Origin of the sequence: Paraburkholderia sp. RL18-101-BIB-B, from assembly GCF_046026985.1 — a bacterium.
GTDB lineage: Bacteria > Pseudomonadota > Gammaproteobacteria > Burkholderiales > Burkholderiaceae > Paraburkholderia.
The window spans coordinates 622,103-646,910 of the sequence record NZ_JARESV010000001.1; the positions used below are offsets into that span (position 1 = coordinate 622,103).

The following is a 24,808-nucleotide window of genomic DNA, read 5'->3' on the forward strand; positions in this document are numbered from 1 at the left end:
GCGTTCATGCGCATGGGACGGAGACGGACCACGTTTGTGCGTTGCAACGTGGTTCGATGCGGTTGACATGTCTCCTCCCTGGAGGTGGTTGGGCGTATCATTTCCTCGGCGACGCACCGGTCCCGGGCGTGCTCGGCGACCCTGTCACGCGATAGCCGATCGGCGCGCCGCAGGATGATCCCGGTTGCACTTCGATGTCCTCCATGGAAACCATGGTGCACTCGCGAAGCGCTGCGCAATATCCCCCGTACAGGGGAGCGCGATCGCATGGACAGGGGAGCTCACCAGGGAGAACCCAAATACCCGGAGCAGTTCGTACGTATGACCAAGGAACCCATGCACTCCGAGACGCTGCCCCTCCTGCTCGCTACGAAGGTTCTGCCGCCGCGCCTGTCGCCGGGGTTGATCGATCGTCCGCGCCTGTTCGATCTGGCGGCTCAGGCAGAGAACAGACGGCTCACCGTGATCAAGGCGCCCGCCGGCTTCGGCAAGACCTCGCTCGCGATCACCTGGCTCAACCGGCTGCGCGCCAGCGGCGCGCGCGTAGCGTGGCTATCGCTCGATGACGAAGACGACGAACCCGCGCGCTTCCTCCACCATCTCGCCCGCTCGTTGCGGCATGCCTGCAACAACGTCGGCGCGTCGGCGATCGGCCTCGCGGCCGGCAGTTCGCTGGTTCCCGCGCACGCCATCGTCTCGACGCTGATCAACGACCTCGTGGAAGTCGAGGACGAGGTATGCCTGTTCCTCGACGATTACCATCTGATCAGTCTCCCGGCGATTCACGACGCCATGTCGTTCTTCATTGCGAACGCACCGTCGCACGTGCATGTGATCGTTTGCACCCGTGCCGACTCCGCCCTGCCGCTCGCGAGACTCCGAGCGCAAAACGAACTGCTGGAAATCGACGCCTCGACACTGCGTTTCAATTTCGACGAGACGCGCTACTTTGTCGAACGCGAATGCCCTGGCAGGCTGGGCACGTCCGGCGTGAAATCGCTGCACGCGACCACGGAGGGCTGGGCGGCGGCGTTGCGCATTTCAGCGTCGGTGCTGTCCCGGGAAGAACCCAGGCCGGGTTGGGAGTCGAGTGCGCCGTCCGGCGCTTCACGACCGTTCGCCGCCTACCTCGAAGACATGCTCACGCGCTTGCCCGACGAGATGGTTTCCTTCATGCTGCGCACGGCGATACTCGAACGGTTGACGGCCCCGCTCTGCCAGGCGGTAACCGGTGTCAAGGCCAGCCAGAGCATGCTGGAAGCTATCGCCGCGCGCCAGTTGCTGCTGGAGCCGATGGATCTCGAAGGGCACTGGTTCCGCTATCACCCTCTGCTGCGCGAGTATCTGCGCCAGCGCCTCGGCACGCAGTCAGGCGACGAACTGGCGGATCTGCATCGCCGCGCGTGCCGGTGGTACGCGTCGCAGGAAAACTGGACAGACGCTGTCAGGCACGCAATAGCCGCAGGCGACACGGACGATGCGATCGCCCTGATCGGCAACTGCGCGATGGCGCTCGTCAAGAAAGGCGACTTGCTGACACTGCTCGGCTGGCAACGGCATTTTCCCGCGCACCTGATGCGCGGGCAGGTCGAGGTCACGCTGGCGATCGCCTGGGGCATGGCGCTCGCGATACGTCCGAACGATGCGCTTGCAATGCTGGATGCAATCGAGCGCGATGCGCACGCGAGCGCCGACCCCGACAGCATCCGCTGGGAATGCCGGGTGATCCGTTCGGTCGTGGTGGCGCTGCAGGACAATCCGCAAGCGGCGCTCGCGATTGCGCAGCCGTGCCTCGACCGGCCGTCGACCGATATCTGGAGCACCAATGTCGCCTCCAACGTCGTGCGTTTCGCGCACTGGAAGGCGGGCAATCTCGAAGCGCTCTACGCAACGCCGTGGATCCCCTATTCGATCGAAGAGGACCAGCGCAATGTCTTCGCTTCGACCTACCGGCTGTGCCTGCTCGGTCATGCGGAGATGCAGCAGATGCACTTCGATCTGGCCGAGCGGTATTTCACCGAGGCGATGCAGTTGGCCGAGCGTCATTCCGGTCCGCAATCCGTCTCCGCCGCGCTATGCGCACCGATGATCGCGCAGATCCGCTATGAGCAGGGCCGGCTCGACGAGGCCGAAGCGTTGCTCGTCGATCTCATGCCGGTGATCGAACTGGCGGTCCTGCTCGACAGCACGTTGATCGCCTTCCGGTTGCTCATCCGGATCGCGGCCGCGCGTTCCAATACCGTGCAGGCCTATGCGCTGCTCAATCAGGGCGAGGCGCTCGGTCACGCGCGCCACTGGAACCGGCTGATCGCGGGCGGCCTCGTCGAGCGCACGCGGCTCTATCTGCTGGAAGGACGCATTGCGGAAGCCGCGGGATGTGTCGCGCAACTGGAGCATCTCGCCGCTCCCGGCCCCGCTGGTTCGCCTGCCGTCTCGCCGGAGATCGGAACCTACCGCTCGCTCGCGGCGGCCTATCTCGCGATGGCGCAGAAGCGGACACAAGACGGCATTGAAATCGTCAGGGCCGCGTTGGAGGTCGTCGACGCACGGCACGAGACCTATCTCGCGCTGCGCCTGCGAAGCGTGCTCGCCCTGATCTGCCTGGGTGCCGACGAACGCGACCGCGCCGTCGAGATCTTTCGCGATCTCCTGAAGGAGGCTGCGGCCGCGGGCATCTACCAGTCGATCATCGACTTGTTTCCGGAAGTCGGCGCGCTGCTGCAGGCCGTTCGCGACGACACGCGCGCGACCGCGCAGACGAAGGCACTGCTGTGCTATGTGGATCGCCTGCTCGACGGCTGGCGGGCGCTGTACCAGCCCGGCAGCAAATCCGCGCGGGACACCGAACGGGAAGCGCTCAGCGCACGTGAACGCAACATCGTCGACCTGATCGCCGACGGGCAGTCGAACAAGGAAATCGCGCGCACCCTCGGCATCGCGCCGGAAACCGTCAAGTCCCATGTGAAGAGCATCTTCGTGAAGCTCTCGGTCGACAAGCGCGCGCAAGCCGTTGCGCGCGCGCAGGCGCTGGGACTCGTGAAGCAAGCCTAACAGGCGGTTCACGCATTTTCGACGAGCCACTCGCTCATGCGTGTCACCGCGTGATCACGAGTGCGGCCGCATGGAGCAGCACACCGACCGTGCCGCCCACGAACGTGCCGTTGATCCGGATGTATTGCAGATCGCGGCCAATTTCCGCTTCGATCTTCCCGCTCACTTCGTCCGCGTTCCAGCTTTTTACGACGTCGGTGATCAGCGCCGACAGCTCGCGCCGATAGCGCACGACCAGTTCGTGGGCCAGCGCGAGCCACCACGTGTTCAACTTGTGCTGAATCGCGGGCTCGCTGCCCACACCTCTCGCGAGCGACACCAGCATGCCCGCCAGCGCGCCGCGCAGCGCCGAATGTTCGTGCGCGAGATCGGCGCTCACGCGTGTGCACACGTAGTCGAGCAGCACGCGATACGAGTCCTCGTTTCTGAAGTAGCGAATGCAGTCGCGCATCAATGATTTGCCGACGCGGCGATGCACCGCCGAGGTCTGCAACTGGACAATCAGGTCCTGCACCGCGTCGTCGAACTGATGGCGAAGCTCATGATCGGGATTCGCCGCCACGTCATGAAGCAGCGCGATGATGCCTTCGACGAATTTCCTGACGATGTACGTATCGAGCGGCACGGGCGTGTATCTCGAGGCCGCGCTGAATCTGGCCTTGATCATGTCCACGTTGGCCGTCAGCCACTTCTCCAGCGCCAGCAGCCCGTGGTCCAGCAGCGGCTGATGGCGGCCCCCGTCCATCAGCACTTTCAGCACGCTGCCGGCCGCACGTGAGACATCGAGCGCACGCAATTGCGGTATCACCATACGCCCGAAGAAGCGTTCGACGTCCGCTTCGTCTATCCCGTTCAGCAATCCCGGCAGCGAATCCGCGACGACTTCGGCGATTGCCCGGCTGTTGGCCGGGACGGCAAGCCACTGCGCCAGCGCCTGCGCGGCGTTATGGCCGCTCAGTTTGCCGATGATGAGCTCGGGCGTCAGGAAATTCTCTTCGACGAAGTTGCCGAGACTCTCGGCGATCCGCTGCTGGTTCTGCGGAATGATCGCCGTATGCGGGACCGGCAGACCGAACGGCCGCCGGAACAGCGCGACGACCGCATACCAGTCCGCGATCGCGCCGACCGTGCCCGCTTCCGCAAACGCTCGCAACCATGCCAGCCACGGATACTCACTCTGCCAAACCAGGGACATGAGCAGCAGCGCGATCAGCACCGCGAGCAACCACGTCGCGGTTAGCCGCATCCGCTTCAGGCGCTGCGTTTTCAGGTACTCCGGCGCGTCGGCCGCGGCACGCCGCGCACCTTCGTCGCCATTCGCGACGGCACTCAACCCGCCTCCTGCCGCAGAAACCGGCGCACTACGGGAGCGACCTCCCTGGCGCGTGTGATGAGGAACAGGTGGCCGTCGTCGAATACATAGAGCGTCGCGTGGGGGATGCGGGCGGCGAGAATCTTCGCGTTGGTGAGCGGGACGATGGGATCGTCGTTGCCGTGCATCACGAGCGTCGTCTGACGCAACGCGCCGAGCCAGGGCAGGCTGCTCCAGCCCGAAGCGGCCAGCAGCTGGTAGAGGTAACCGCGCCCGCGGGGCGCCTGAATGTGCCGCGCGTGATCGCGCAGCAACGACGGATTCCGCCGGTACGCACCACCATAGATTTCCGCGCCCACCTCCTGAAGATAGGCCGGGTCGGTATAGCGGCGCGGTCCGATCAGCTTCGACAGCACAGACAGTTTCGCCGGCACCATGATGACGCCCGGCGAGGTCGCCGCGAGAATCAGCCGGCGGCAACGCGCCGGATAGAGACGCGCGAACTGTTGCGCGAGCGCGCCGCCCCACGACACGCCAAGCACGTCGACGGGTCCGTCGTAGCCGAGCCGCGATAGCAGCCGCTCGCTCAGCACGGACAGTGTCGAGAAACGATACGGCACGACGGGCGCGGGCGAGCCGCCCACGCCGGGGACGTCGAAGATGATCACGCTCACGTCCTCGAGCGCGGCAACGAACGGTTCCACCAGTTCGAGGTTGGCGCCGATGCCGTTGAAAATGAGCAGCGGCGGCGACGCGTCGCTGCCCTGTCGCGTCGCGACACGCAACAACTGGCCGTTGAGATCGACCATCTGGATTTGCATGCCGCCGACAGACGCGGGGGTGGGTTCCATATCTATCATCCGGAGGACCCTCTGGTGGAGCGTGACATCGGGGATTGGGCGCGCCGCATCGCGAGCTCGCCTTACTTCTTCGGCTGCAGCAGCGTCTTCAATTCCTCGACGTGTTCCGCGACGCGCTTCGTGACCACCGCAACGCTGTCCGACTGCGCGCGATACGCCGTGTCGGCTAGTTCCTGCATTTCGGTCAGCGCCTTGTGCAATGCCTGCTGAACCACTTCGCCGGCGTTCGCGGGCTGGCCGCCCAACGCGCTAAGGCGACCGACCAACGACTGCAGTTCGGTGAGCGTCGTTCGCAGAATGTCCGCCTGCTTGCTGGCCAGCGACTGGACGCCCGCGAGTGCGGTGGTGTTGGCCTCGGCGAGCGCCTCGATGTCCTTGCGGCGCGATTCGAGGATCGCGCCGGCGTCGATACCCGGCAGCTTGAACTGACTGATGAGCTTCGTGTACTCGGTGAAAATGCTGTTGGCGTTGGTTGAATCCATGATCGTCTCTCCAAAAAAATTTGCATCGGGAAAAGGCTGGCCATCACCCGGCCAAAAGGGTGTGCGTCATGCTTCCATCACATAGGTGCCCGGCGCCTTGACGCCTCCCGGGTGCCGCTCGTTGCCGGGCGCGGCCGGCGCCGCGCGCCGTTCGCCGGACCGCTCGCGCAGCCAGTCCGTCCAATTGCCCCACCACGAATCTTTCTGCGCCTGCGCGCCGGCCAGCCATGCGTCGGCATTCGCCGGCAAGCCGGAATTGACGAAGAACTTCGCCTTCGGATTGCCGGGCGGGTTGATCAGGCTCTGGATGTGCCCGCTCGAACTCAGCACGAACCGCGTGTCGCCGCCGAACGTGCGCGCCGTGTTGTACACGCCTTTCCACGGCGTGATGTGATCCGTCATGCCCGCCACCACGTACTTGTCGCAGGTGACGCCGGACAGGTCGATCGGCGTGCCCAGCACCGACAGCGCGCGCGGCTTGCTGAACAGGTTGCCCACGAAGATGTCGAGCAACTGGCCATGCATGCGCGCCGGCAACCGGGTCGCGTCGTTGTTCCAGTAGAGAATGTCGAACGCGGGCGGCGTCTTGCCCAGCAGATAGTTGTTCACCCAGTAGTTCCACACCAGATCGTTGGGCCGCATCCATGCGAACACGCGCCCCATCTCTTCGCCGGCGAGCACACCCTTCGACAGACTGTTCTGTTTCGCCGCCGCAATGGCTTCGGGCGTGGCGAAGAGGCCGAGCTGCGAGTCCGCCTTGTTGTCCAGCACGGCCACCATCAGCGTCGCGGCGTTGACGGCCGTTTCGCCGCGGGCCGCGAGGTGACCGAGCAGCGCGGAGATCGTCATGGCACCGGAACACGCGCCGTGCAGATTGACGTCATCGCTGCCGGTGATGTCGCGCACCGCCGCGATCGCTTCGAGTAGCGCGCCGACGTACGTGTCGAGATCCCAGTGGCTCTGCGCCGCGGTCGGATTGCGCCAGCTCACCATGAACACCTGAAACTCGCTCTTGACGAGGTAGTCCACGATGCTCTTGCCCTCGGACAGATCGAACACATAAAACTTGTTGATCTGCGGCGGCACGATCAATTGCGGGCGGCTGTAGACCTGCGCGGTCGCCGGCGCATACTGGATCAGTTCGAGCACCTCGTTGCGAAACACCACCGCTCCCGGCGTCGTGCCGAGATTCTTGCCCACCTCGAACGCGGTCTTGTCGACCTGCGCGGGCATGCCCTGGTTCTGCAGCAAGTCGGTCATGAGGTTCTTCACGCCGCCAATGAGGCTCGCGCCGCCCGAATCGACGATCTTTTTCAACGCCTCAGGATTGCCGAACAGCGTGTTCGTCGGCGACAGCGCCTCGGTGAACAGCGACATCACGAACTGCGCGCGCTCCTTCGATTTCGGGTCCAGCGCGGAGCGCTCGATAAATCCGGAGAGCGCGTTGCGCCATGCCAGGTAGCTCTCCAGCGTGACGCGATAGAGCGAGTTGTCGCGCCAGGCGGGGTCGGCAAAACGCTTGTCGCGCTGCGGCGACGCGTCCGCTCCGTTGCGGACGCCACCGTACAGCACGGCGATCAGTTCACGCACGAGCGCCGCTTCCTGCTCGAGAACCAGCGCGGGCTGCCGCAGCGCCTGCGCGCCGATCTGCTGCGCGGTCGCCAGAATGTCGCTCGGGCGCAGCCCGACGAACGGGTTGGGACCGAGCATGCCTTCGGCGGCCGATGCCGCGAGATCGTCCGTCTGATCGTTTCGCGACGCGTTGTCAGTTGTCTCCGCCATCTTGATGCTCCTCGAACGACGCTTTACTTTGTCAACAGTAGTAGAGGTCATGCCACCAGCATCGCCAGTGACTCGGCGATCAGCGCCGGCTTGTCCTCGCCCTCGATCTGCAGCTCGTTCATCGTCTTCACGATGATCCGGCCGCCGCCCTTCATCTCCACGAACACGAGGGTCACGCGGTTGCGCACCCGCGCGCCGGCCTTCACCGGCGTCATGAAGCGCACCTTGTCCAGCCCGTAGTTGAGGCCGGCCGACGCGTCCTCGGGAATGAGCCCGATCTCGATGGCCAGTGCGGCAAGCAGCGAGAGCGTCAGATAGCCGTGTGCGATCGTGCCGCCGAACGGGCTTTCGCGTTTCGCGCGCTCCACGTCCACGTGGATCCACTGCTGGTCGCCCGTGCATTGCGCGAACGCGTCGATGCGTGCCTGATCGACCGTGACCCAGTCCGACACGCCCAGCTCGCGGCCGACGAATTCGTCGATCGTCGCGATGCGATATTCGTTGATGCTCATCGTGCCTGCTCCTCGTGACCGGTTAGGCGAACTGCGCGCGCAGCCACTTCTTGTTCATCTTGCCGACGCTCGTCTTCTCCAGCGAGTCGATGAATTTGACGACCTGCGGCACCGCGTACTTCGAGATCTTCCCGGTGTGGGTGAACTTGAGAACGTGCTGCTTGATGTCGTCCTCGGTGAGCGTGGCGCCCGCCTTGAGCACCACCAGCGCCACGGGCCTTTCGCCCCACTTCTCGTCCTTGATGCCGATTACGGCGACTTCCGAGACAGCCGGATGCAGCGAGATCAGGCTTTCGATTTCGAGCGACGAGACCCACTCGCCGCCGGACTTGATCACGTCCTTGATGCGGTCGGTGATCTGCAGATTGCCGGTCGTGTCGATGTTCGCGATGTCCTGCGTGTGCAGGTAGCCGCCTGCCCAGAGCTGTTCCGACGCTTCCGCGTTGCCGAAGTATCCCTGGGTCAGCCACGGGGCGCGCACGACGATCTCGCCATAGGCCTTGCCGTCGTGAACGACGTCCTGCATCGATTCGTCGACGATCCGCAGATCGACGAGCGGAACTGCCAGGCCAGTTTTGCAGCGCAGGCGCACCTGCTCTTCGGTGTCGAGTTGCTCATACCCCGGCGGAAGCTGCGCGAGACTCAGGACGGGACCAGTCTCGGACATGCCATAGCCGGTGAACACGTCAATGCCACGCTCCAATGCGGCATGGGCGATGCCGTGCGGCAGCGCGCTTCCGCCGATCACGATCTTCCATTTGCTGAAATCCGCGGACTTCGACTCCGGGCAGTTCAGCACCATGTGGAGGATCGTGCTCACGCAATGCGAGAACGTGACGCCCTCGTCGCGCAACAGCTTTACCAGTCGCTCGGGCACATAACGGCCCGGATAGACCTGCTTCACGCCCAACACCGTCGCGATGTACGGCATGCCCCATGCGTGCACATGGAACATCGGCGTCAGCGGCATATAGACGTCGCCGCGATGAAAGCGCTGCCCCGACACCGGGCTTGCGAGCGCTGCCATCAGCGTGATGGTGTGCAGCACCAGTTGACGATGCGAGAAATACACGCCCTTGGGCAGGCCGGTCGTGCCAGTCGTATAGAACGTGGTGGCGCGGGTGTTTTCGTCGAAGTCTGGAAAGTCGTAGCTCGTGGCACTCGCCGCCAGCATCGCTTCGTATTCCGTCGCGAACGGAATGGTGTGCTCGAACGCCTCGCTGTCCGGCTCTTCGATTCGCACGAATGCGCGCACCGTTTCGAGCTGATCTTTGATCGCTTCCACCACGGGCAGAAAATCGGCGTGAACGAACAGCACTTCGGCACGCGCGTGATTGATCGTGTAGACGATCTCCGCCGGCGAGAGCCGCACGTTGACCGTCTGCAACACGGCGCCCATCATCGGCACGGCGAAGTAGCTTTCCAGATAACGATGACTGTCCCAGTCCATCACCGCGACCGTGCTGCCGTGGCGCACGCCCAACCCGGCGAGACCATTGGCGAGCCGTGCGATCCGTTCCTGCAACTGGCTGTAGGTCATGCGCAACTGGTTGCGGTAGACGATTTCCTGATTCGGCACCTGAGCGAACGGCGTGTGCAGCAGATTCTTGATCAGCAACGGATAGGCGTAGGCGGATGGCGTCGCGTTCTGTACGGTGTCCTGCATCTGTGTCTCCTCGCATCTATGAATGGATAGCGGGCCGGCACCGGCTTGTCGTTGCATCTCGCATACGGTGGCGTCCCCGAGTAGTGCCATGATCGCGGCGATCGGGCATCCGGGACCATCCCCTGAACGGGGGAGATCGATGGGGCGCCGGCCGGTTCAAGCCCCAGTTCACGGAACGCGATCGTGCCGTTCGGGGCAATCTGGAGGGCCGCGCCCGCCTGCGCCAACTGCCGCGCGAATGGGTCGTCGACGGCGCGCAACGCGGCGACGGGGACCGTCAGCAGCGGCTCGGCAGATTGGAGGCAGAGGGTGAGATGACCGTGGGAGCGGTTTTGGACGCACCGGTCTGTCCGATGCTTGATTTGGCGGATCGCACAGGTCGGGCGATCTTTGAAAACGTACTCGCCACCGATCCTTCAGAAGAGACGCGGTCTCTGCTGAGTGGGTCGGAGGACGACGGCCAGATGCCGTGCTAACACGTTGGCGTATTCATTGCCCGAAGCGTCACATGCGCGGTGACTGGGGCGACGTTGCATCGCCCCGCAAGGGATGTTTGAAAGACCCGGCCTATGCCCTACACCGGCATCATCAAGTAGGGGTTCTCGCTTCCCGGCTCGTATCGCTGGGCCTTGATTTCCATGCGAGCGATGCTCTGCAGGTGCACCTCATCCGGGCCATCGGCAAAGCGCAGCGCCCGCCCCCAGGTCCAACTATCCGCCAGCGGCGTATCGGGACTCAGCCCCATCGCGCCGAACACCTGCATCGCCCGGTCGCAAACGGCGGTATGAACGCCCGGCACGAGCGCCTTGATCATCGAAATTTCCTTGCGCGCTTCCTTCGCGCCCACGTTATCGATCATCCACGCGGCTTTCAGAACAAGCAGCCTCGCCTGATCGATCTCGATTCGCGACTTCGCGATCCATTCGCCAACCGTACCTTGCTCATGCAGCATCTTGCCGAATGCCGTGCGCGCCTGAGCCCGTTCCACCATCAACTCGAGCGCCAGTTCGGCGGCGCCGATCGAACGCATACAGTGGTGAATCCGTCCCGGTCCAAGGCGCGCCTGGGCGAGTGCAAAGCCGCTTCCCTCTTCGCCTAGCAGATTCGACCGAGGTACGCGCACGCCTTTGAACTCGATCTCGCAGTGTCCTTCCGGCGCCACGTGATTGACCACCGTGATATTGCGGATCATCTTGACGCCCGGCGTATCGCGAGGCACGAGAATCATGCTTTGCTGACGGTGGGCCGGTGCGTCAGGATCCGTTTTCCCCATCACGATGAAGAGCTTGCAATTCGGGTGCGCCGCGTTCGTGATGAACCACTTTCGGCCATCGATGACATAGTCGTCTCCGTCACGACGAATCGACGTGGTGATATTGGTCGCGTCCGAGGAAGCCACCGCCGGCTCTGTCATCGCAAACGCCGAGCGGATCATGCCGTCGAGTAGAGGCTCGAGCCACTCTTCGCGCTGAGCCGGTGTGGCAAACATATGGAGCAGTTCCATATTGCCCGTGTCCGGAGCGTTGCAGTTGAATACCTCGGACGCCCACGACACGCGCCCCATGATCTCGGCCAACGGGGCGTACTCGAGATTGGTCAGCCGGGTGCCTGGCTCGTCATCCCGCAGATGCGGAAGGAAAAGATTCCAGAGGCCTTCCGCACGCGCCTGTTCCTTCAAGCTCTCCATGAAGGAAACCGGATATTGCCCCGCGCTCACTTCTTCGTGCCATTGCCGGATGCGCGGAACGATATGCGTGTCCATGAACGCGCGCACCTGCGTGCGCAGCGCTTCCATTTTCGGGTTATATGAAAAATCCATTTTGATCTTCCTGATTCCTGGTAAATGTCATCGATGCATCGTCCAATACCGCGCATCGACCTGGTGACTAAATCGTCAATCCACCGTCGACGACAATGCACTCCCCATTGGTGTAGCTCGCGGCGTCGGAGACCAGATAAAGCACGGTACCGGCCATCTCGCGAGGCTCCGCGTGACGGCGCAGCGGAATTTTAGACATCCAGCTTTCATAGATGGCCTGATCGTCGAACAGCGCGCCGGCAAACCTGGTTTTGGTCAAGCCTGGGAGCAGCGCATTCACCCGAATCCCCACCGGCCCGCACTCCTTCGCGAATGCCCGCGTCATGTTGACGACGGCGGCTTTCGTGATCGAGTAGATCCCTTGCTTGTCGCCCGGCTGTAACGCGTTGACGGAAGCCGTGTTGACGATCGCGCCGCCGCCGTTCTCCCGCATCAGCTTGCCAGCCTCTACGGACATGAAGAAGTAACCGCGCAAGTTGACTTCCACGGTCTTTTCAAACGACGCCAGATCGGTATCGAGAATGTGGCCGAAATAGGGATTCGTCGCCGCGTTGTTGACCAGGATATCCAGACGACCATGCCGCGCACGAATATGCTGGAAGATCGCGAGAATGTCCTCGACACGACCAACGTGGCAGGGTTTTGCCTCCGCACTCCCGCCTGCATTCCTGATCTCGCTCGCCACCGCCTCGCAATCTTCGAGCTTGCGGCTCGACACGATCACGTGTGCGCCCTGCTCGGCGAGCAACCTGGCAATCTCCTCGCCAATACCTCGGCTGGCGCCGGTAACCAGTGCAATCTTTCCTTTCAGACTAAATAAATTAGTAGTCACAATCTGCCTCCATGTGCTTTTTAAAGTTTCCAGTCTTGCGTGTGCCGTCAGATCAGGTCAACGCCCATCTTCGCAAGCGCCCCTGCCATCTCCCCGACCTGGCGCGCCTTGTCATTCGACGCATTGCCGCCCAGAGCCCGCTTCTTTACGCCCTGCGCGATGGCGGCAAGTCGGAAGAAACTGAACGCAAGATAGAAGTTCCAGTTCTCAATCGACGCAATACTCCGCAGCCGGCAGTATTGTTCGATGATCGCCGCCTCATCCGGCACGCCCAACTCCGCTCTGTTCAAGCCTTCAAGCCCGGCGATATGGCCGTTGGGAGGCAGTCGCAAGCACATGCAGAAGTAAGCGAGGTCGGCTAGAGGATTACCGAGCGTGGAGAGTTCCCAGTCGAGAACCGCGCGAACCTGCGATGAGCCGCGCGTGAAGATAAGGTTGTCGATACGAAAATCGCCGTGGACGAGCGAAGGCTTGCCGGCTTCGACGGGACAGTGCGCCGGCAACCACGCGATCAGTGCCTCGACCGATTCCAGCACGTCGGTCTGCGCGGCTCGATACTGTTTGGTCCATACGTCGATCTGGCGCGCGAAATAATTTCCGGGGCGACCATAGTCGGCTAAACCGACAGCCTCGACATCCACGTCGTGGAGGGCCGCCATCGTCCCGAGCAGAGCATCGTAGATGGCGCCGCGCTCTCCGACGGGCACTTCCGGCAACGCCGGATTCCAGAAGATGTGCCCGTCCTCGAAACTCATGACGTAAAACATGCTGCCGATAACGTCACGACCCTCGCAAAGATGAAATGCGCGCGCGACAGGGACCGGCGTTTGACCGAGCGCCGTTAGCACGCGGAATTCACGGTCGACCGCATGCGCGGACTTGAGCAGCATTCCGGGCGGCTGACGCCGCAAAACATAGCTGCCGCTGCGCGCTTTCAGGAGAAACGTTGGATTGGATTGTCCGCCAACAAATTTCTCGACGGACAACGGCCCTTGAAACCCGGGCACGTGCGCCGTCAAATAACGCGTGAGCTTTTCGATGTCGAATTGAAGGCCAGTATTCATAGTGTTGCGGGAGTCCCGATTCGAATCAACCGTAGGTGACGAATTCGTGCCTCTCGATAGGGTCGAGATGAGGCAGCGAGTTGAAACTGACTAGCGACATTGCGGTGTCATTAAAGACATATTGGCAAACGCTGCTATTTCGAATCTGCAGGTTGAGCGCAATGGCGGCGGCCGCCGGCGCCTGCAGAATCTGCTGGGCAAAGACGGCAATCGGACCACCGGAACTCACCACCAGGACCCGTCTGCCGCCCGCTCGCTGGATTGCGAGACGCGAGCGCTCGACGCGCGCCTGGAACTGTTGCCACGTTTCGGGAACCGGCCCGGGCAAGAGATCGTCGGACCAAAGTTGCAGCGCCTTCTTGAGCCGTTTGTAGAAGTTCTTCTTCGAACTTTCCGCAGAAGAGCCCGACACAAACTCGTCTTCGCCAAGAGCCGCAAACAAGGCCTGGAAATCGTATTCGTTCAAACCCGCGTCTTGCACGACCTCGACTTGCAAACCTGGCATCGCTGCGAGAATTGCGTCAGCGGTTTGCTCATGCCGTCGCATCGCGCCGATGACAACCCGATCGAACTCCAATGTGCTCTGCGCGAAGTGCTCTCCGAGCCATCGTGATTGCGTATAACCGGTAGGTGATAGTTCGTCATAGTTGTCCGCGCCGAACGACGCCTGACCATGCCGCACAAGGTAGAGTTCCGCCATGCCATCCTCGTCTAAACATGACTAGAACAATACCGAGCCCCGCTTCATTCAGGAAATTTATTGTTGTGATAGCTGCCGATAACTTTTCGTGACACCTGGTGTGTACTCTTCGATAGCCTCGACTCGGGTCGTCCGGCTAGGCGTTCGCTTCCCGCATGAGACCGCCGATCTGCTCGCGTAGCCAACGGTGTGCGGGATCCCCCGTGACGCTTCGGTGCCAGTAGCAATGTGACTCGAGATTGGGGAGGTCGAACGGCAGCTCCAGGATGCGCGCGTCATAACGCTGAAGGAGCGTGAGAGGTGCGGTAAGGACGAGATCGGTCCGCATCGCGATCAAGGGCGCGACCAGATAGTGCTGGACCCGAGTCTGGATCGAGCGCCTGAGACCCAGCTTGTTGAGTTCCGCGTCGACGAGACCGGGCCCCTGCCGCCGGCTGGACACGTGGATGTGACCGAACCCGAGGTAATCATCGATGGTTAGCTTCTTCTTCGAAAACGGGTGGTCCTGACGCAGCATGCAGGCATACCGGTCCCGGCTCAACGGCTCCTGCTCGAGGTATGGGTCGTCAAGCAGAGGCGCATCGATCGCGAGATTGACCGCGCCACTCGCCAATGCTTCGGGCACCTCTCTGCGCGTCGTGAAATAGCTCTCGATGCGTATGCCGGGTGCGAGACGCTGCAGAACTTCCTCCAGCGCAGGAAGCAGCAACGCCTCGGTCAGGTCGTTCATGCTAAGCCGGAACGTCCGTTCCGACGACGCCGGATCGAATAGTTCGCCGGCATGGGTACTCGAATCGAGCAGCAGCAGTGCCTCGCGGACGCGCTCAATGATGTTTTCAGAAACCGGCGTCGGTACCATGCCGGCCGACGTGCTCACAAAGAGTTGATCGTCGAACGTCTTGCGCATCCGCGCCAATGCATTGCTGACAGCAGGCTGCGTGATGAATAGCATCTCCGCTGCACGCGTCAGGTTTCGCGTTTTATAGACTGCTTCGAAAACAACGAACAGATTCAGGTCGATCTTTGATAGACGCATTGTCGGGTTCCCTGACGCCACCTGGAGTGGTAGTCCCTCTTTCGCACGCGAATACGCCGTTGAAACGCGGCCAGAAAATCAGCGCTTGCCCCGCCCCTCTTCCAGCGCGAATTTGTCGAGCAGCATCTGACGATTCGCGTTCAGTATTTCCTCTCCGAGTTGGGGATTGGCGTCGGCTACCGCCCGCGACAGGATGAGCGCACCGACCATCTCGCTGTAGAACGCGATTGCCTCGCGGCGCGCTTCATCCATATCTCCGCTTTCGGCGCGCTGTTCCGCGACGAGCGCTGTCAACGTTTCAAGCATCGTTTGCAAGCCGCTTGCAAAGTGCGCCTGTGCCTCATGCCCAAGCCGGCGCACGTCAGCGGTGAGGCCGGCTATCGCGCAACCCTGCTCGATATCGCTGCAATGCGTGCCGGACAGGTAAAAGTCCACCTGTCGCTTCAGGCGATTCCCGCCTGGCTCGAGCGGCGTGGCAATGGCTTCTGTCAGGTCGCGGTTGGACTTGGCCATCGCAGTCGCCACGACTTCAGCGGCCAGCGCCTCCTTCGATTCGAAGTGGTTGTAGAACCCGCCCTGGGTAAAGCCCGCGGCCTTCATCAGCGCGCTCAGGCCCACACCATCGATTCCATGCGCACGGAACAACTTCTCCGAAGCCGCAATGATGGTCTTCCGGTTCTCCACCGCCTGCTGTTTTGAAACGCCCATCGCTCAATGCTCCTACGCCATTGTCAGCTCAATTATAACCGCCTTCGAAAAATACAATGGTGATCGACATTGACTTTTCTCGATCGGTCCATCAAACTCGATGTCAATCACCATTGTGTTTGGGTGGATCCTTCAAACGTCGTAGGAAATTTCATGAACATCGAAAGCAACCAGCCCCTGCACAAGCCGATTCGGCTGGGGGAGCTCGATCTGCCCAACCGCATCGTCATGGCGCCGCTGACGCGCATGCGCTCGGCGAATCCCGAGCTTGTCCCGACGGCCTTGCACGCCGAGTACTATGCGCAGCGCGCCGCGGCGGGGCTGATTGTCAGCGAAGGCGTTTTCGTGAGCCCCGAGGCAGTTGGCTGGGCAGACGTGCCCGGACTCTGGAGCGAAGCCCAGGTCCGCGGCTGGAGCGTGGTAACGGATGCCGTGCATCGCGCGGGCGGCCGGATCGTCGCGCAACTCTGGCATACCGGCTCGTTGGGGCATCCGGATTTCCAGGCCGGCAAGGCGCCGCGCTCCGCGTCAGCGGTCAACCCGGAGCAGCAAAGCGTGACCGCGGCCGGCCGCAAGGACACCGTGGTCCCGCGCGCCATGGAGAAGGACGAGATCCGCCGCACGGTCGCCGACTTCGGCCGGGCCGCACGCAACGCGATCGCGGCCGGCTTTGACGGCGTGCAGATCCAGGGCGGCTATCACTACCTGTTCAATCAGTTCCTCAACGTTCGCACCAATCTGCGTACGGATGCATACGGTGGTTCGACGCAGAACCGGGCGCGCTTTCTGTTCGAGGTTGTGGAAACGGTGGTCGAGGCCGTCGGGGCGCAGCGCACCGGCATCAAGACGGGACCCGCAACGTCGGAGACGGGCGCATTCGTTTCCAATGACGAAACGCTTGCCACCTCCGAATATGTGATCGGCCGGCTCAACGACTTCGATCTCTCTCATCTGCTGCTGATGGGCGCAATGGCCGACCTGTCGGCGACGCCGCTGGCCACGCTGGCCGGTGACGGCATGTTCCGCCATTTCCGCGAGCTCTACCGCGGCAACATCATCGCCAACGTCGATATGGATCGTGCGCGCGGCAATCGGCTGATCGAAGCCGGGCTCGTCGATATGGTCGCCTTTGGCCGACCGTTCATCGCCAATCCGGATTTACCGGCGCGCTTCGCCGCCGATGCACAGCTTACCGAAGTCGACTGGCCAAAGGTCTACGGCGCGACCGCCGAGGGCTACACCGACTATCCGTCCTTTCAGGCCGTGGCGGCATGACGCGCCGCCACGTCACCCATCTATCGGGAGAACATTCATGACCACCACGACCGAAGCAGCCAACAAGGCCTTTGTACTCGAAGCGTTCGACACGCTTTTCAACCAACGCGACTACGCCGCAGCCGAGCGTTTCTGGTCGCCCGACTATATCCAGCACAGCGCGCATATCGCACCGGGGCGCGACGGCCTGTTCAACCTGATCAAGACCCAGCCGCCGACCTTGCGATACGAACCCGGCGTGATCGTGGCGGATGGCGATTACGTGATCGTGCATGGGCGCTTTTCAGGTCATGGGCGTCCCGCCGCATGGATCGCGGCCGATATCCTGCGCTTTGCGGACGGCGTGCTCGCCGAGCATTGGGACGTGCTGCAGGACGAGGCAACCGAGGCTGAATCGAATAGCGGCCTACCCATGTTCGGGAATAGTTTTCCGAGCTGACTCGGCCGCCATTGGCATTAACTCGTCATTTCGGCGTGCGTAGCGGGGTGCCGCGTCCCTGGTTGCGCCATGCCTCGCCGGAATGACTGTTATGCGGCTGACGTGTCTTCTTCATTCGTTTGCATTGACCGACTATCTCTCCACCGCAGCACAACTTCAACACATCACCCTGTCTGAAGAAGGAGATTGTCATGTCACTTCAAGCGAAACTCGACGCTTTCAAAGCGGATTTCAAAGGTGGTAAAGCACCGTACTTCGCGCCGCCTGAAATTCATCCGATCATGGAACGCGCTACCGCCGCACTCGTGGCGTCCGGTCAGGCTGAACGCGCGCTCAAAGCAGGCGACGCAGCGCCGGAATTTATCCTCAACGACCCGGACGGAAAACCCGTCTCGTCTACCGAACTGCTGAAGCGCGGAGCGCTCGTCATCAGCTTTTATCGTGGCGTGTGGTGCCCATATTGCAATCTTGAACTGACGGCTCTCGAGGAGGCACTGCCGTCGTTCAAGGCAGAAGGTGCCAACCTGGTCGCGATCTCGCCGCAAAATGCCGTGAATAGCCGCAAGTCGGTGCGCACCAACAAGCTGAGCTTCCCGATCCTCAGCGATACGCACAACGATGTGGCGGCGGCGTTCGGCATCCGCTTTGCCCTGCCCGACTATCTGGTCGAGTTGTACAAGAACGTCAAGAACGACTTGCCGGCGTTCAACGGCGACACTAGCTGGACTCTGCCGATGCCCGCGCGTTACGTGATCGGGCAAGACGGCACGATCCTGTATGCCGAAGTGAATCCGGACTACACGCATCGGCCTGAACCGCAGGACATGTTGCCCGTTCTTCGCCGGAAGACTGCCTCGGCCTCTTAAGCCGGGCCCGCTTCGCTCCCGGCACGTCACGTGCCGGGAGCGAGCGCATCAAAGATCATCCCGTTCAGTCAGGCCATCGAATCCGATGCGCCGAATATCTCCTCGACCCAGGCAACAAAAGCACGCGCCTTTGCGGTCACCATCCGCCCACTCGGAAACACGGCCCAAAGATCGATGCTGGGCAGTTCCCAATCGGCTAGCACCTGTTTTACCGCGCCGCTTGCGATTTCGGGCGCGAACATCCACTCGGACGTGATCGCGACGCCCATGTCGGCTAGCACCGCGGCGCGCACGCCCTCCGCCGCGTTCACGCGAATGCGCCCCGCGACGGCAATGGACGTCTCCGTATTGCCCCGCTTGAAGGACCATGCGTTTCCACCGCCGGCCTGCTCGTACACGATCGCCTGATGCGAAACCAGATCGGCAGGCGTGCGCGGTTCACCGGCTTTCGCGAACCACGCCGGCGAGCCGACGACACAACGCCTGCCACGCGTGAGTCTGCGCGCCGTCATGGTCGAGTCGCCCAGCACACCCATTCGCAACGCGACATCGATGCCGTGTTCCAGCAGATCAATGTTCTCATCATCGAGGATGATGTCGATGTTCAGATCAGGATGTCGTTCGAGGAAGGACGGCAGTCGCGGGATGATATGAAGCCGCGCAAAAGTCACGGCCGCCGACACCCTGAGACGGCCCGAGAGTGCGCCGGCCGATCCCCGCGCCGCCAGTTCTGCTTCGTCAGCTTCTTCGATCGCCCGTTTCGCGCGTTCGTAAAACGCCTGACCCGCTTCGGTCGGCGTCAGCCCACGGGTAGAGCGGAGAAGCAATCGGACCGCGAGCCGCTCTTCGAGTTGTGCAATCGACTTTGAAACGGCTGGCTGCCCGACATCGAGCAGGCGGGCTGCGGCCGAGAAGGAACCCGACTCGATCACGCATACAAACGTTTCCATCGCTGTCAGCCGGTCCACTTGCTTTTCTCCTGGAACGAATCATCGTGGTTCGCGTGTCGTACGACTGCGGCGCAATCCAATCCCCAGGGCCGACAACTGCACGGTCTTGTTCCATCGCTCCCCACCCGCAAAGTGTATCGCCGGATCGTGATGTTCTGGGAGGACGGCCGTCTGTCCGACGGCCGTCCTCCTGTCAACGCCTTGAAGTAGCGACGATGAATGCCTGTGTTCAGGCTGTGGCCACTGCGCGGTGCGTGCTGTAGTCGATGTAGCCTCGTCCGTCGCCGCCATAGAACGTGGCACGGTCGTAAGCATTCAGAGGCGCACCCGTACGCAAACGCTCCGGCAGGTCCGGGTTGGAGACGAACATCCGGCCGAAGGCGACCAGATCGGCATCGCCGGTGTGAAGAATCTGCTCTGCGCTTTCAGCGTTGAATCCGCCGGCGGCCACAATCGAGCCGGTAAACAACCGGCCCAGATCCTTCGATGAGACAGCTGACTCGCTCGCCTCAGTGTCCTCGTTGCCGCGAATGCGCGGCTCGATCACGTGCAGGTAAGCGAGGTCGTAGTTGTTGAGCCGGCTCGCCACATAGCCGTAAGTCGCGTGTGGATCGCTGTCTGACATGGTCCCGTACACACCACTTGGCGACAGACGTGCGGCAACGCGCCCCGCACCCCACACCGACACGACTGCCTCCACGACCTCGAACAGAAAACGCGCGCGATTCTCAATCGAACCGCCGTAAGCGTCCGTCCGGTGGTTCGAGCCATCCAGCAGGAATTGATCGATCAGATAGCCGTTCGCCGCATGCAGCTCGACGCCGTCGAAACCGGCTTCTTTCGCACGCGCGGCGCCCTGTCGAAACTGTTCGACGACGTCTGCAATCTCATGCGTGTCCAACGCGCGCGGAACGAGTTGCTCGACTTCGACGATATTGCCTTGTGCGTCGCGGATTGCAGCATGCTCATACGCGCGTATCGCCGACGGCGCGATCGGCGTCTGCCCGTTGGTGTTGGCGGGATGCGCCTGCCGGCCGGCATGCCATAGTTGCAGGAAGATGCGGGCGCCTTTGGCGTGCACCGCGTGAGTGACGCGCTTCCAGCCGTCGACCTGCGCCTGAGTGTAAATGCCGGGAGCGTCGACATACGCGATGCCCAGTGGCGAGACGGCGGTCGCGTCGGTGATCAGCAGACCGCCGTCGGACGCGCGCTGCGAATAGTATTCGACCATCAGATCGCCGGGAACGTTGCCCGCTTCAGTGCGCATGCGTGTCAGCGGCGCCAGTACGACGCGGTGCTTCAGTTCGAAGGGGCCAACGGAGATGGGTGTAAAGAGTTGGTTCATTGCTTCATCCTTGAGATATCCAGATTGGGACGGAGGAATGATCGCGCGAGTCGAGGTGACGCAGAAGGGACCATGGGGCAATAGCTGTCATTCCCGTTGGGAATACGCCGACAAGTAGCATCGATCACGTCGCGCAACGCGGGCCCCGGCGAATAGCCGGTGCCCGCGCCGGCTGACTCACTGCGCCGTCGCTCGCGGCGGCACGTTGGCCAACAGCGGGCCGAAGCCTTCAGCGAAAGTCAGGTGCGTGATCACCGCATCGCGCAGCTTCGGATAGGGCAGTTCCGCCAGTATCGCCGTCTGCATCGCGGCCATCACCTCGCCGGCTTCCGAGCCGATCATCGTGAAGCCGAGAATGCGGTCGTTTGCGGCGGACACGAGCACTTTCATGAAGCCTTGTGTCTCGTCCGTGGCTTCGGTGCGCAACACGTTGCTCATCGGCAACTTCGCGACCCGCACGGCGATGCCCTGCTTCTGTGCTTCGCGTTCGCTGAGCCCGACGTGCGCGAGCGGCGGATCGCTGAACATCGTGTACGGCACAAGACGATCACGCGTGCTGCGATGGCCACCCGCCAGGTTATCCCGCACGATGCGGAAATCGTCGACGGAAACATGCGTGAACTGCGGACTCCCGGCCACTTCACCGATCGCCCACACACCGGGCGCACTCGCTTGCAGGCGGTCATTGACGCGAATGTAGCCACGTTCGTCCAGTGCAATGCGGGCTTTGTCCAAGCCGATACCGGCGGTATTCGGAATGCGGCCCGTGGCGACCAGAATGTCACTGCCTTCAATCGTCTGCTCACCGGCGGCCGTGCGCACGGTAATGCTAACGTGCTTGCCGGATTGGCCTTCCACCTTGAGCGTCTCGGCGCCGAGCACGATGTCGATGCCCTCGCCGCTCAGCACACGCGACATTTCATCGGCGACGTCGGCGTCTTCGCGTCCCATCAATTGCTGCCCGTGTTCGACGATCGTCACCCGGCTGCCGAAGCGCCGATACGCCTGAGCCATTTCGATACCGGTATAGCCGCCGCCGAACACGATCAGATGAGCCGGCGTGTAGTCGAGGTCCAGTGCGCCGATATGCGTGAGCGGTTGCGCCGCACTCAGACCCGGAACGTCCGGAATAGCCGCATGCGATCCGACATTGACGACAATCTGGTCGCCGCTCAGCGTGCGCGTTTCGCCATTGTTCAGTTGCACCTCGAGAGTTTTCGGCGCAATGAAACGTCCACTGCCCATGATCAACTCCGCGCCGCTCGCCGCATACGCCTGCAGGTGAAACGCAACCTCACGTTCGATCATGCCGCGCTTGCGCTCGCGGACCTTCGCCATATCGACCGTGACTGGGCCGGTGATCGTGCCGAAGTCCCCGGCGTGCTGCGCAAGATGTGCAACACGTGCGCTCCAGATTTCGTTCTTGCTGGGAAGACACGCAACGGCCGGGCACGATCCGCCCACCCATTGACGCTCGACGACGGCGACGCGCTGGCCCGATCGCCCCAGGTGCCACGCCAGCAGCTTGCCACCCTGGCCGCTGCCGAGAATAACGGTGTCGAAATGTTCAGTTTGAGACATCACATCCTCCGATTCAGGACAACTTCAATCAGCCGGACGACGCGGACCTCGCACGAACTCCGCGCCCTGCCCGGCTGCAACCATCACGCGGCGAGTTGCGGCGCGGCGGGGAAGTCCACCGGTACGCGCGTCGTTGCGTGCAGATAGTTAGTGACGGTCTTGTCGCCGATCACGACGATCGTGTCGACCAGATTGGCCTTGGTCCAGCCCGCGGCGAAGAATGCATCGACGAGCGCCTGATCAGCGTGCCCGCGGTTGACCGCGATGCTCTTCACCAACCGTGCGAGCGCGTCGAACTTCGCATCGAAACTTGCCTTGCCACTGCGGATTTCGAGAATCTGTTCGTCGGTGAAGCCGCTCATCTTGCCGATCACGGTGTGCGCAGCCAGGCAGTATTCGCAGCCGTTGACCTGGCTCACGACGAGGTTCACGATTTCGCGCGCCTTGCCGGTGATGCTGCTCTTCGCGTTCTGGAACGCAAGATAGTTGCCGAGCGCGTGCTCCGAATGGGCGAACGTGGCGTACAGGTTGGGCACAGTGCCGAGACTGCTCTTGAGCTTGTCGAAGATCGCCTGGTTAGCCGGGGACACTTCGTCGCGCGTCGGGACATTGATGGTGGTCATGGTGAGGCTCCTGAGTAGAAAAGATAGGAAAAAATCGCGTGTTATTGCGCCGTGTAGGCGCCGTCGACTGCAATGTTCTGTCCGGTGAGGTAGCGCGCCTTATCGCTCGCAAGAAAGACGATGGTCTGAGCGATCTCGTCCGGCGTCGCGGCGCGGCGCGCCGGTATCGTCGCGAGGAAACCGGCCTTGCCCTCCTCGGTGCCGCCGGCAAAGCGGTCGAGCATTTCGGTGGCGACCGGGCCCGGCGCCACGGCGTTGACGCGCACGCCCGCGGTAGCGCCTTCGAGCGCCGCGCTCTTCGTGAGGCCTTCGACCGCATGCTTGCTGGCCACGTACACCGACCCACCCGCGAAGCCGACCTGGCCCGCGATCGACGAGAGGTTGATGATCGAGCCGGCGCCCTGCGCCAGCATCACGCGCATCTCGTGCTTGAGCGACAGCAGCGTGCCGAGCACGTTGACCGAGAAGGTGTCTTCGTAGTTGGTCGCTGTCTGCTCGACGATCGGCGCCAATTGGCCTTCCGTGCCGGCGTTGTTGACCGCCACGTCGATGCGCCCGAAACGCTCGACGGTCCGCTCGACGACGCTGCGCACTTCGGCCTCGAAGCGCACGTCGGCGCGCAGGAATTCGGCTTCGGCGCCAAGCGCGCGCAGTTCGGCGGCGAGCGCCTGGCCCGCCTCTTCGCGACGGCCGCTGACGACCACGCGATTTCCTTCGCGAGCGAAGGCAAGTGCGGTGGCGCGGCCGATACCGGTCAGCGCGCCAGTGATAAGGACGACGGGTGAGTTCATGTCAGTGCTCCTAGAGTTGGGTTGCTTCCAATCGCGTTTGCGATGACTGAACTTTGAATGATTCCCGGCGGGCGATATAGACGGTGTATGCTCATATAACTGATTCCACACAGGAATATATTAAGCAAAATGGACAAGCTGCAGGCAATGAAGACTTTCGTGCGCGTGGTGGAAGCGGGCAGTTTTTCCGCGGTCGCACACGAGGCCGACACGACGCAAAGCGCAGTGAGCAAACAGGTCGCGGCTCTCGAGCGCGAGCTGGGCGCGCGGCTGCTGACGCGAACCACGCGTTCGCTGGCACTGACGGAAGAAGGTGAACATTATTTCGAACAGGCGCGGCGCCTGGTCGCGGAAATCGCGGAGGCCGAGGGCGCGCTGCGGCGCGGCGAGCAGCAACTCACGGGCTGGCTGCGAATCGCGGCGTCGGTCGGCTTCGGGCGCCTCAAGCTCATGCCGCTGGTGCAATCGTTTCTGGCGGAGCATCCGGCCGTGAAGATCGACCTACGCCTTAGCGACAGTTTTATCGATCTCGTGGAACAGGGGATCGACGTCGCGGTGCGCATCGGCGACCTGCCGGACAGCAGCCTGATCGCGCGTCGCGTGGGAACTTCCTACCGGATGTTGATGGCGCATCGCAACTACGTGCGTTCGCTGCCGAAAGGCAAGCAGGCGCCGCGCGTTCCCGACGACCTGGTCGATCACAACTGCATCGTCTACACCGAACTGGCAATGCGCAACGCGTGGAGTTTTACGGCAGGCCCCGGCGCGGCGGAGCCGGTGGGAACCACCCGCATCGTGCGGGTCGAAGGCAATCTGCAAACCAACAGCAGTGAAGTCATGCGAGCGTCGGTCCTCGCGGGCATGGGTATTGGATACTCGCCGAACTGGCTGTTCGACGACGAACTGGCCAGCGGCGAAGTGCAACGGATATTGCCGGATTGGGAAGCGATCGCTATTCCGATCCACCTGGTGAGCCCACAGGAGCGACGACATTCCGCCAAGGTCAGAGCGTTCGTCGACCATGTCGGAAAGGCGATGGCTCCTGGCTGAAAGGGCTGTGGAGCAGAGTCTTTCGCCCCGCAGTTGCCGTTGGAACAATGTCCAACGCGTCACT

22 protein-coding genes are annotated in these 24,808 nt (G+C 62.4%); 5 read left to right on the forward strand and 17 right to left on the reverse strand.

Annotated elements, in window-relative coordinates:
• The first annotated feature begins 321 nt into the window (after positions 1 to 321).
• A complete protein-coding gene (locus P0D73_RS02820; RefSeq protein ID WP_408181003.1) occupies positions 322 to 3,051 on the forward strand; it encodes a winged helix-turn-helix domain-containing protein in 2,730 nt (909 codons plus the stop codon).
• 43 nt (positions 3,052 to 3,094) lie between these two features.
• Here the strand turns inward: P0D73_RS02820 and P0D73_RS02825 are convergent, their stop codons facing one another.
• From P0D73_RS02825 to P0D73_RS02880, 12 genes are all read right to left on the reverse strand, one after another.
• Complete coding sequence (locus tag P0D73_RS02825; RefSeq protein WP_408429554.1) at positions 3,095 to 4,384, reverse strand: DUF445 domain-containing protein; 1,290 nt, start codon at positions 4,382 to 4,384, stop codon at positions 3,095 to 3,097.
• Positions 4,381 to 5,214 carry a poly(3-hydroxyalkanoate) depolymerase gene (gene phaZ, locus P0D73_RS02830; RefSeq protein ID WP_408283562.1) on the reverse strand — a complete coding sequence of 278 codons (834 nt, stop codon included), beginning with the start codon at positions 5,212 to 5,214 and terminating at the stop codon, positions 4,381 to 4,383. The genes P0D73_RS02825 and phaZ overlap by 4 nt, the downstream gene beginning before the upstream one ends.
• 71 nt (positions 5,215 to 5,285) lie before the next feature.
• On the reverse strand, positions 5,286 to 5,705 hold the full coding sequence (locus P0D73_RS02835) for a phasin family protein (protein ID WP_408429556.1): 420 nt from the start codon (positions 5,703 to 5,705) through the stop codon (positions 5,286 to 5,288).
• A gap of 66 nt (positions 5,706 to 5,771) precedes the next feature.
• A complete protein-coding gene (locus P0D73_RS02840) occupies positions 5,772 to 7,487 on the reverse strand; it encodes an alpha/beta fold hydrolase (protein WP_408429558.1) in 1,716 nt (571 codons plus the stop codon).
• A 47-nt stretch (positions 7,488 to 7,534) separates the two neighbouring features.
• On the reverse strand, positions 7,535 to 7,999 hold the full coding sequence (locus P0D73_RS02845; protein ID WP_408429562.1) for a MaoC family dehydratase: 465 nt from the start codon (positions 7,997 to 7,999) through the stop codon (positions 7,535 to 7,537).
• A 22-nt stretch (positions 8,000 to 8,021) separates the two neighbouring features.
• Positions 8,022 to 9,665 carry a fatty acid--CoA ligase gene (locus P0D73_RS02850; RefSeq protein WP_408429564.1) on the reverse strand — a complete coding sequence of 548 codons (1,644 nt, stop codon included), beginning with the start codon at positions 9,663 to 9,665 and terminating at the stop codon, positions 8,022 to 8,024.
• Between the two features lie 574 nt (positions 9,666 to 10,239).
• Complete coding sequence (locus P0D73_RS02855; RefSeq protein ID WP_408180996.1) at positions 10,240 to 11,484, reverse strand: acyl-CoA dehydrogenase family protein; 1,245 nt, start codon at positions 11,482 to 11,484, stop codon at positions 10,240 to 10,242.
• 67 nt (positions 11,485 to 11,551) lie between these two features.
• Complete coding sequence (locus P0D73_RS02860) at positions 11,552 to 12,316, reverse strand: SDR family oxidoreductase (RefSeq protein WP_408429567.1); 765 nt, start codon at positions 12,314 to 12,316, stop codon at positions 11,552 to 11,554.
• Between the two features lie 47 nt (positions 12,317 to 12,363).
• Entirely contained in the window at positions 12,364 to 13,380 is a 1,017-nt protein-coding gene (locus P0D73_RS02865; RefSeq protein WP_408429569.1) for a phosphotransferase, read from the reverse strand.
• Between the two features lie 25 nt (positions 13,381 to 13,405).
• Entirely contained in the window at positions 13,406 to 14,080 is a 675-nt protein-coding gene (locus P0D73_RS02870; RefSeq protein WP_408317240.1) for a histidine phosphatase family protein, read from the reverse strand.
• A gap of 136 nt (positions 14,081 to 14,216) precedes the next feature.
• Positions 14,217 to 15,116 (reverse strand): LysR family transcriptional regulator, encoded by a 900-nt coding sequence (locus P0D73_RS02875; RefSeq protein WP_408180993.1) that lies wholly within the window; start codon positions 15,114 to 15,116, stop codon positions 14,217 to 14,219.
• Positions 15,117 to 15,194: 78 nt separating this feature from the next.
• A complete protein-coding gene (locus tag P0D73_RS02880) occupies positions 15,195 to 15,824 on the reverse strand; it encodes a TetR/AcrR family transcriptional regulator (protein WP_408429572.1) in 630 nt (209 codons plus the stop codon).
• A gap of 153 nt (positions 15,825 to 15,977) precedes the next feature.
• On the opposite strand from P0D73_RS02880, the gene P0D73_RS02885 reads away from it, so the two are divergent.
• The 3 genes from P0D73_RS02885 to P0D73_RS02895 all read left to right on the forward strand — a co-directional run bounded on the left by P0D73_RS02885 (position 15,978) and on the right by P0D73_RS02895 (position 18,404).
• Positions 15,978 to 17,099, forward strand: coding sequence for an alkene reductase (locus P0D73_RS02885; RefSeq protein WP_408429574.1), 1,122 nt, complete (start codon positions 15,978 to 15,980; stop codon positions 17,097 to 17,099).
• Between the two features lie 37 nt (positions 17,100 to 17,136).
• Positions 17,137 to 17,538 (forward strand): nuclear transport factor 2 family protein, encoded by a 402-nt coding sequence (locus P0D73_RS02890; protein ID WP_408317246.1) that lies wholly within the window; start codon positions 17,137 to 17,139, stop codon positions 17,536 to 17,538.
• Between the two features lie 191 nt (positions 17,539 to 17,729).
• Positions 17,730 to 18,404 carry a peroxiredoxin-like family protein gene (locus P0D73_RS02895; RefSeq protein WP_408429577.1) on the forward strand — a complete coding sequence of 225 codons (675 nt, stop codon included), beginning with the start codon at positions 17,730 to 17,732 and terminating at the stop codon, positions 18,402 to 18,404.
• A gap of 68 nt (positions 18,405 to 18,472) precedes the next feature.
• On the opposite strand, the gene P0D73_RS02900 is transcribed toward P0D73_RS02895, so the two are convergent.
• From P0D73_RS02900 to P0D73_RS02920, 5 genes are all read right to left on the reverse strand, one after another.
• The gene (locus P0D73_RS02900) at positions 18,473 to 19,372 is read right to left on the reverse strand and encodes a LysR family transcriptional regulator (RefSeq protein WP_408429580.1); all 900 of its coding nucleotides are present in this window, start codon (positions 19,370 to 19,372) and stop codon (positions 18,473 to 18,475) included.
• Between the two features lie 211 nt (positions 19,373 to 19,583).
• Entirely contained in the window at positions 19,584 to 20,699 is a 1,116-nt protein-coding gene (locus P0D73_RS02905) for an alkene reductase (protein ID WP_408429582.1), read from the reverse strand.
• 177 nt (positions 20,700 to 20,876) lie between these two features.
• Positions 20,877 to 22,280, reverse strand: a complete 1,404-nt coding sequence (locus P0D73_RS02910; protein ID WP_408283590.1) for a mercuric reductase — start codon at positions 22,278 to 22,280, stop codon at positions 20,877 to 20,879.
• A gap of 83 nt (positions 22,281 to 22,363) precedes the next feature.
• Entirely contained in the window at positions 22,364 to 22,903 is a 540-nt protein-coding gene (locus P0D73_RS02915) for a carboxymuconolactone decarboxylase family protein (protein WP_132378564.1), read from the reverse strand.
• 41 nt (positions 22,904 to 22,944) lie between these two features.
• Positions 22,945 to 23,694 (reverse strand): SDR family NAD(P)-dependent oxidoreductase, encoded by a 750-nt coding sequence (locus P0D73_RS02920; RefSeq protein WP_132378566.1) that lies wholly within the window; start codon positions 23,692 to 23,694, stop codon positions 22,945 to 22,947.
• 129 nt (positions 23,695 to 23,823) lie between these two features.
• On the opposite strand from P0D73_RS02920, the gene P0D73_RS02925 reads away from it, so the two are divergent.
• Positions 23,824 to 24,744, forward strand: coding sequence for a LysR family transcriptional regulator (locus P0D73_RS02925; protein ID WP_408429585.1), 921 nt, complete (start codon positions 23,824 to 23,826; stop codon positions 24,742 to 24,744).
• Positions 24,745 to 24,808: the final 64 nt, after the last annotated feature.

Coding starts and splice junctions, on each gene's coding strand:
- P0D73_RS02820 (WP_408181003.1), top strand. CDS start 322: ATGACCAAGGAACCCATGCACTCCGAGACGCTGCCCCTCCTGCTCGCT.
- phaZ (WP_408283562.1), bottom strand. CDS start 5,214: ATGGAACCCACCCCCGCGTCTGTCGGCGGCATGCAAATCCAGATGGTC.
- P0D73_RS02835 (WP_408429556.1), bottom strand. CDS start 5,705: ATGGATTCAACCAACGCCAACAGCATTTTCACCGAGTACACGAAGCTC.
- P0D73_RS02840 (WP_408429558.1), bottom strand. CDS start 7,487: ATGGCGGAGACAACTGACAACGCGTCGCGAAACGATCAGACGGACGAT.
- P0D73_RS02845 (WP_408429562.1), bottom strand. CDS start 7,999: ATGAGCATCAACGAATATCGCATCGCGACGATCGACGAATTCGTCGGC.
- P0D73_RS02850 (WP_408429564.1), bottom strand. CDS start 9,665: ATGCAGGACACCGTACAGAACGCGACGCCATCCGCCTACGCCTATCCG.
- P0D73_RS02855 (WP_408180996.1), bottom strand. CDS start 11,484: ATGGATTTTTCATATAACCCGAAAATGGAAGCGCTGCGCACGCAGGTG.
- P0D73_RS02865 (WP_408429569.1), bottom strand. CDS start 13,380: ATGAATACTGGCCTTCAATTCGACATCGAAAAGCTCACGCGTTATTTG.
- P0D73_RS02870 (WP_408317240.1), bottom strand. CDS start 14,080: ATGGCGGAACTCTACCTTGTGCGGCATGGTCAGGCGTCGTTCGGCGCG.
- P0D73_RS02875 (WP_408180993.1), bottom strand. CDS start 15,116: ATGCGTCTATCAAAGATCGACCTGAATCTGTTCGTTGTTTTCGAAGCA.
- P0D73_RS02880 (WP_408429572.1), bottom strand. CDS start 15,824: ATGGGCGTTTCAAAACAGCAGGCGGTGGAGAACCGGAAGACCATCATT.
- P0D73_RS02885 (WP_408429574.1), top strand. CDS start 15,978: ATGAACATCGAAAGCAACCAGCCCCTGCACAAGCCGATTCGGCTGGGG.
- P0D73_RS02890 (WP_408317246.1), top strand. CDS start 17,137: ATGACCACCACGACCGAAGCAGCCAACAAGGCCTTTGTACTCGAAGCG.
- P0D73_RS02895 (WP_408429577.1), top strand. CDS start 17,730: ATGTCACTTCAAGCGAAACTCGACGCTTTCAAAGCGGATTTCAAAGGT.
- P0D73_RS02905 (WP_408429582.1), bottom strand. CDS start 20,699: ATGAACCAACTCTTTACACCCATCTCCGTTGGCCCCTTCGAACTGAAG.
- P0D73_RS02910 (WP_408283590.1), bottom strand. CDS start 22,280: ATGTCTCAAACTGAACATTTCGACACCGTTATTCTCGGCAGCGGCCAG.
- P0D73_RS02915 (WP_132378564.1), bottom strand. CDS start 22,903: ATGACCACCATCAATGTCCCGACGCGCGACGAAGTGTCCCCGGCTAAC.
- P0D73_RS02920 (WP_132378566.1), bottom strand. CDS start 23,694: ATGAACTCACCCGTCGTCCTTATCACTGGCGCGCTGACCGGTATCGGC.
- P0D73_RS02925 (WP_408429585.1), top strand. CDS start 23,824: ATGGACAAGCTGCAGGCAATGAAGACTTTCGTGCGCGTGGTGGAAGCG.